Source organism: Candidatus Jordarchaeum sp. (genome assembly GCF_052745115.1).
This window is the reverse complement of sequence record NZ_JBRAKS010000259.1, coordinates 1-5,561: the sequence shown is the minus strand read 5'-3', so window position 1 is coordinate 5,561 and position 5,561 is coordinate 1. Positions and strand designations below refer to the sequence as shown.

General features: G+C 41.5%; 9 protein-coding genes. 2 read left to right on the top strand and 7 right to left on the bottom strand.

The features are described 5' to 3' along the window. The 4 genes from ACUVXA_RS15410 to ACUVXA_RS15395 all read right to left on the bottom strand — a co-directional run. Positions 1 to 226: ATP-binding cassette domain-containing protein (locus ACUVXA_RS15410; protein ID WP_445872170.1), on the bottom strand; the 226-nt coding region annotated here is incomplete at its 3' end. Positions 227 to 231: 5 nt separating this feature from the next. Further along, positions 232 to 1,002, bottom strand: coding sequence for an energy-coupling factor transporter transmembrane component T family protein (locus ACUVXA_RS15405; protein ID WP_445872169.1), 771 nt, complete (start codon positions 1,000 to 1,002; stop codon positions 232 to 234). Beyond that, positions 1,002 to 1,781 (bottom strand): MptD family putative ECF transporter S component, encoded by a 780-nt coding sequence (locus ACUVXA_RS15400; RefSeq protein ID WP_445872168.1) that lies wholly within the window; start codon positions 1,779 to 1,781, stop codon positions 1,002 to 1,004. The genes ACUVXA_RS15405 and ACUVXA_RS15400 overlap by 1 nt, the downstream gene beginning before the upstream one ends. Before the next feature lie 141 nt (positions 1,782 to 1,922). Further along, positions 1,923 to 2,108 carry a hypothetical protein gene (locus ACUVXA_RS15395; RefSeq protein ID WP_445872167.1) on the bottom strand — a complete coding sequence of 62 codons (186 nt, stop codon included), beginning with the start codon at positions 2,106 to 2,108 and terminating at the stop codon, positions 1,923 to 1,925. A 285-nt stretch (positions 2,109 to 2,393) separates the two neighbouring features. Between ACUVXA_RS15395 and ACUVXA_RS15390 the strand changes: the two genes are divergently transcribed. Continuing rightward, complete coding sequence (locus tag ACUVXA_RS15390; protein WP_445872166.1) at positions 2,394 to 2,669, top strand: ATP-binding protein; 276 nt, start codon at positions 2,394 to 2,396, stop codon at positions 2,667 to 2,669. Positions 2,670 to 2,878: 209 nt separating this feature from the next. Continuing rightward, complete coding sequence (locus ACUVXA_RS15385; RefSeq protein ID WP_445872165.1) at positions 2,879 to 3,181, top strand: hypothetical protein; 303 nt, start codon at positions 2,879 to 2,881, stop codon at positions 3,179 to 3,181. Between the two features lie 168 nt (positions 3,182 to 3,349). Here ACUVXA_RS15385 and ACUVXA_RS15380 read toward each other — a convergent pair whose 3' ends face one another. The 3 genes from ACUVXA_RS15380 to ACUVXA_RS15370 all read right to left on the bottom strand — a co-directional run bounded on the left by ACUVXA_RS15380 (position 3,350) and on the right by ACUVXA_RS15370 (position 5,414). After that, complete coding sequence (locus tag ACUVXA_RS15380; protein ID WP_445872164.1) at positions 3,350 to 3,646, bottom strand: hypothetical protein; 297 nt, start codon at positions 3,644 to 3,646, stop codon at positions 3,350 to 3,352. A 153-nt stretch (positions 3,647 to 3,799) separates the two neighbouring features. Then, positions 3,800 to 4,489, bottom strand: a complete 690-nt coding sequence (locus ACUVXA_RS15375; RefSeq protein WP_445872163.1) for a hypothetical protein — start codon at positions 4,487 to 4,489, stop codon at positions 3,800 to 3,802. Between the two features lie 382 nt (positions 4,490 to 4,871). Continuing rightward, positions 4,872 to 5,414, bottom strand: a complete 543-nt coding sequence (locus tag ACUVXA_RS15370; RefSeq protein WP_445872162.1) for a hypothetical protein — start codon at positions 5,412 to 5,414, stop codon at positions 4,872 to 4,874. Positions 5,415 to 5,561: the final 147 nt, after the last annotated feature.

The window sequence follows — 5,561 nt, the reverse complement described above, 5'->3', positions numbered from 1 at the left end:
AGACTGGGGTATCCGCCACGCTGACCCCATTAATCAATGCCTGCCCTCTAAGTTCCCCTCCGTAAACGTGAGGGATAAGCCCGTTCAGACATCTAGCTAATGTTGTTTTACCACAACCACTCCTCCCAACCAGCAAAACGAACTCTCCCCTCTTAACCTCAAGATTAATATCATGGATTGACTCTCCCTCCGAGTGGGGATAACAGTAGCTCAAATTTTTCGTCACAATGCTCAAAAAATGTACCCCCAAAATAGCTGTACGTCCAAGAAACTAAAGTGCGAAAAGTCTAAAAGAAGCAGGGATCCAAGCCATGCAATAACTATGGCAGTGAACGCGGCGTCCATCCAGCTAATCTTATAATCGTAAAGGCTTGTTCTCTTAACGGGCGCTCCAAACCCTCTCGCCTCCATAGCTGACGCAAGATCATCTGCAATTTTCATCATGCGTATCATTAAAGGGATTATAAGCGCTCGGAAAACTATATACGGCCTCCTCAAAATACCCTTCAAACCCAGTTCAACCCCCCTCACTTTCAATGAATCCGTTAAATCCTTTACCTCATTCATAAACACCGGAATAAACCTGAGAGTAAGGGTGAGAGTGAAAACCACCGATTTAGGAAACCTCATCTTTTCCAAAGCCTTAGCAAACTTACTCGGCGGCGTGCTAAAAGCAAAAACCAATCCTATGCACACCACGGCAAAAATCCTTACAAAAAACTTTCCAAACTCAAAGGGACTACCTAATCCCGTAAAGTAAACAAAAAGAACACTTATAACCGAGAAAGCCAGTAGCATAAAGAGAAAAAATGCAGCCCTCCTCAGACACCTTGAAACTACAAGTAGTGAAAGAGGGAGGACTGCAAGGAGGATTAGTGAACTGAGCGAACTTATCATAACACTGAGAACACTTATCGCTACTATTGCGAACAGTTTAACTCTAGGGTCCACCCTGTGAATCACGGTACTTTCCTCAAGGGATAGGGTAACTCTTGACAACATTACTGGTAAACTCCTGCCCGCTTAAGCTCTCTAACAATTCTAACTCCAACGTATCCTCCAAGAGTTGCTAAAACTGCGCAAGCACTTGAAACCCCTAAAATCAATGTAGGACTTATTATAGTCTCCAGGCCTTGGATCTGAAAGCCTAAACCCCCAAGGAAAACTGTGGTGAACTCTACGAATTCTACGGGCACACCTAGATTAGGCATCAGACCTCCTAGAACTCCCAATGTGAGAATTTGGCTCATGAAACTTAGCGCCGACCCTGAAAGCCCGCTTAGAGCAAATACATTTACAAGGAATTGCACATGTATGAGACCCCCCACCACCTGAAAGAGGAGGGATGCTCCCCGCATCTGGTAACCGCCAAAAACCAGAGTTAAGAGCAGGACAACAACAGTGCTGATCCCTGCCCTAACTCCGGTGGCGAGGGTGGTCGCCTTCTCACTTGAATAATCCTTTCTAAACACTGCTACTGAAAGATCAGCTGCAATCCCACCAGAAACTGTGGCAGGCAGGAGTATGGGAACCGCTGGGAAAATTAAACCGCTGATTAGCCCCCACATGAACATTAGGAAGGTCATCGTTCCCACCTTTCTAATCTTTATACAAGCCAGAGCAATCACTACCGCTGAGAAAAAAGCCGAGGAAATCGATTTGACTCCCGGAACACTACTAATGGCTGCACCGGTCATTATCGCAACAAACGAGATTACGTAGAGTAAAACCGTGAATAGAGCTAGGTATACTAATTCCCTAGTCGTGAAGTATCCTTTCATTTCATCACCTTAGTTAAAAGATTTTCTTTCTTCGTATTGGTATATTGAAGTCTACTCCTTTGTTCGAAGCGAGTCAATCCAGTAATACTATTTTGTTAAAAAGTATTACCAAATTGAGTATTACTATTCTCTAAAAAAGTATTACTCATTTTTAAATCTTACGGTAAACCCCAACCGGCGATGTAGATTTGTTCGGTTCCCTTTCCACCATAGAGCTTCAAATCTCAAGAGAAGGCTTATATACACCTTTTTTTGGGCGAAACCGAACCATTCTACATCACCAACCCCAACCACACCAAAATAATTTAGTTCACTCACTTTAACCATATTCTTTACTCCAAACGTGCAAATTCTGAGTTCATCTCCAGCAACAAATTTACTCTCAACCGAAAAAAAAGGTTAAGAAAAAGCAGGACACTGCAAAAAGAACCATTAACAAGGCTTTCTGAGAAAACCTGCTTAGTGTCAAAGTCGACGAGGCTAATATGAAAAGAACTCTGAAATTTAATTAGGTTCTCAAAAATAGGGAACCCGGCAACTATACATTTCCGAGGTGAGCGGAACGTTTTTTTGATTTCTCCCATATAACAGCGTATTTTGAGGTGTCATCTTTTGAGACGAAAACTATTCGTAGATAGAGAAGCAGAGTTACAGCAACTAGAACAGTTGCAAAGCAGCCCCGGATTCGCACTCATTTTTGTTTACGGGCGTAGTAGAGTCGGTAAAACTAGACTACTCACAGAGTTCGTTAGGGAAAAAACCAGTGTTTACCTTCCAGTAGCCAAAGAAATAACAGATGAAATAACACCAATCAAACCAGAAAAACACAGAAAAATAAGACCTAAAAAACCTCAACAACATACTCAAACCCGTAGCAACAAAAACTAACAAACAAAACCTGAACTCTACAACAAAGATATAAGCCCTCAAAACAGTAAAAAACAAAAAATATAACTCCTGCAAAGGGAAATACTTAACCATGAGGAGTAAAGTTCACCCTCCTTCCTCACCCTCTTCTTTAGGTTTTGTAATGCAAAAGAAGTCCTCCAATTTAGAAAACAAGTATTATTAATTCAAGGAACAGATGGTGAAAGAAAATGAGGGAAAAAGTGTTCGACTCTGTTTCAAAGGAAATGCTAGGCAAGAAAGTTACTTTGTTAGGTTTGGTTGTCAACTGTAAAGCGGGACCATGTCTAAAGATAAAAACTGATATCGTGTACCTCCCAGAATTGGAATACAGAGCCTCTGAAATCGTGGGAAAAAATGTTTCAGCAACCGGAACACTCCTAGAGAAAAAAATTATTCCCGACCCAGAAATTGATGAAAGTGGAGCAATAAGCACCGGAGCTTATGGCAGCCAGCTAGTTCTGGAGAACATATCCGAAGTTAGAATATTATAATCCTTTTAAAAAGTGGATGCAATACATTTCTCCCGGGCTTCGACAGGCACTAATAGACTAGACATGTAGAAATGTTCTGGCGTCGGGTTTGAATCATAATTTATCTTCCCGCCGTCATCTTTGAAAGCTCCTACCCATAGAATAAACGGGGCGATTTTTATTATCTCTTTATTTTGATCCTCTGACTAATAGACTGACGTATTTGGATCGAGTCTCAGCGTTATTCGGTAAGTTGTGTACTCGACAATATTCATTGAACTCGTTCAAGTCAATCAACACTTCTTTTACTTTTATCCCAGCAGACCTTAAGTTTTTAATCAAATTGTCTGCGTTTTTCCGCCATTCTTCCCACGTGGATTCCAATTCTTCTGAATCTTCTGCTGTAGCTAGAAGTTGCTCCCACCGATCAGGACGGTAACACGCTATTCCAATTTCTACCAGTTCACTTCTCCTAATCTTGGGCATTTATTCTCGCTCCTCAAAAATTTTATTTTTAACAAGCCGAGCGTACCCGAATTTTGCGTTCATGGGGGCGAAATTATCCGAGGCATAAGCCAAGGTGGGTCAGACACATTCGGCCGATTAAATGAGTGGAACGCTACGATTTAGTGTTATTTCTTATCTGGGATAAACGTTTCCGCTTCCTAGCATCAGCCAGCCTTTACTAGTTTTGCCTAGCTCAAGGCAAATTACCCACCCCACCTTACACATTGAACTAATCAGGTTAGAAACTAAAACCGGTCCTATTTCCCTTCCTTCCATAATATCCTCAAGCCCCAATTCGCCGGGCTCGATTCTGGTTACCCTAAAGTATCCTTCTACGGTTTCGGTGAAATCTCTTTCCGGTGGGCTATTCTCAATATAATCAAATATTAAGTCAGATAGTTCCTCCACCTTTGGGAGTTCATCTTTGAGTTCATCAACTGTCTCAGCGGCATCCTCATAGGTTTCCCTACTTATATATCCCTTTTCTTTCATCCACTTCAAAAGTATCCTCATGACCGTGCCGACCGTTTTCATAAGTTCTTTGCTACCCATCACCTTTCGGATCATAAAGTCGTTGAGAAATTCACCAAATTCACAAGCCCCAAGTTTATCTGGTCCAAATATTTCACAATACTGCTTATCTCCCTCAGAGAGTTTGTCAAGGAGTTGATTGTTCTCCTCGTCTAGATACTGGTAAGCGTAGCCATCCAAGTAGTCCTCAAAGAACTCTATCGCATCCACGTATCCTCTATAGGTGCGTGGCTTCAATCGGGCCTTCTGTTCCCTCAGAAACTCCGTCAGAACCTGCTTCATTGTTACCAACCATTTTTTCCCTCCATGTTCTTCTCAAACAGTGTAGTGTACCACTTAAATAACTGTGGCTCAACAGCCGGGAACATGTTAAATTAAATATTGCTCCAACTGATAGGATCAGTTTTCATCCAGACCACTATCCCAATACTGGGTAGACCTTAATATGCTAATTCCCGTAACCACAATATAAAGGAATTCAAACCACTATTTTTAGATGTGATTTATAATACCACAATCCATTACTTCCATTACACGGTTATCTTTATGCTCGTATTTTTATCTTTTTTTTACGCTGGTTTCCATTAGCTTTTTTGCCCCGGCTCATTTTGGCTACCCATGCAACTTCTCTTGAACATTTTTTGCTTTCCTGCATTTTTGAAAACAGTTAACTTTAGCCTACTCGTTTTTGGAGCTTTTTCGCATGTCGGGAGGTTTTCTCGTGTAGTTCCCTAAGAACGTTGTTGAAGGCTAGCTCTAGGTCTTCCCTATTTTTGATTATTGGAAGCCCGTTTAGTTCCCTAAGTTTGTTGAAGCGTTGGAATACTTCTTCCTCAAATCCTTTCTCATAATCCTCATTTCGCTTACCCTTCTTATTTTTGCCCGGGGTAAGGTCTTTTCTCTCGGCGTGGAGCAAATTGTGAATCATGCTGTGCTGAACCACCTGCTTCCTCACCTCGGCATTTTCAATCCCACCAAGCTTTCTGTTTATTTGTATTTCGTAAATCTCCCGTAAATCCACTTTAATATCTGTCTTGCTCTCCCCACGCAGCAACAAAGCTTCAACATCAATACCCTTTAAACCCAAAGAATACATTTTAATCCTACTTAGCACTTTTTTGGGCAGTCTATAATACCTAGCGGTTACCACGTTTTTTCCCAGTTTTGGAAACACCTTCAAACATTCATTAAGCCACTCCGAACACTCATCCTCCAAAAATTACACCACCTAACACAAAAACATAGCCCAAAAAATATCAACCCTTAACACGTCTTCATACCAAACAAACCCATAGCGTTTATTGGTTAAACCGTTGTCCGAAACTTACCCATCTAGGACACTTCCAGATGGTGTTCGGTTCCT